General features: G+C 48.2%; 2 protein-coding genes. Both read left to right on the forward strand.

All coding sequences use genetic code 11. The features are described 5' to 3' along the window. On the forward strand, window positions 1-213 hold a 213-nt coding region (gene tnpB, locus ON16_RS00045), incomplete at its 5' end, for an IS66 family insertion sequence element accessory protein TnpB (RefSeq protein ID WP_040658437.1). 174 nt (window positions 214-387) lie between these two features. Next, on the forward strand, window positions 388-502 hold a 115-nt coding region (locus ON16_RS16075; RefSeq protein WP_274531941.1), incomplete at its 3' end, for an IS66 family transposase.

A 502-nucleotide genomic window follows, 5' to 3' on the forward strand; every position in this document is an offset into this window, starting at 1 on the left:
GGACGGCGGCGAGATCGGATTAAGGGCCTCTACTGGGAAAAGGACGGATTTATCCTTCTATACAAGCGTCTGGAGCAGGGCGCATACCAGTGGCCAAGAAGTGAAACCGAAGTCCGAACCCTGACGCTCCAGCAGTATCGCTGGCTCATGGAGGGACTAAAAGTAGAGCAGCCAAAAGCACACCAGCCAGTGGTTGGATTGAGCATGGTTTAATACGTAAAAGCATTGAAAAATCTGGATTTGTGCGGCTTTTTGTGCTATAATTTTAGCATGGAAATGATAACAAAAACCAACACAAGTAACGCTGAAATGGTCTCCATTTCACGTGTGGAATACGATGCTCTCCGCAAGGAAAATGAGAGTCTGTCCCAGCAGGTGAGTTGGCTTATGGAGCAAATGCGCCTTGCCAAGAAAAAGGTTTTCGGCGCATCCTCAGAACAGAGCCACGAAGAGCTGACCGGGCAGATGAATTTCCTTTTTGATGAAGCGGAGTTGCATCTTG

The organism is Oscillibacter ruminantium GH1 (assembly GCF_000307265.1).
Lineage (GTDB): Bacteria > Bacillota > Clostridia > Oscillospirales > Oscillospiraceae > Oscillibacter > Oscillibacter ruminantium.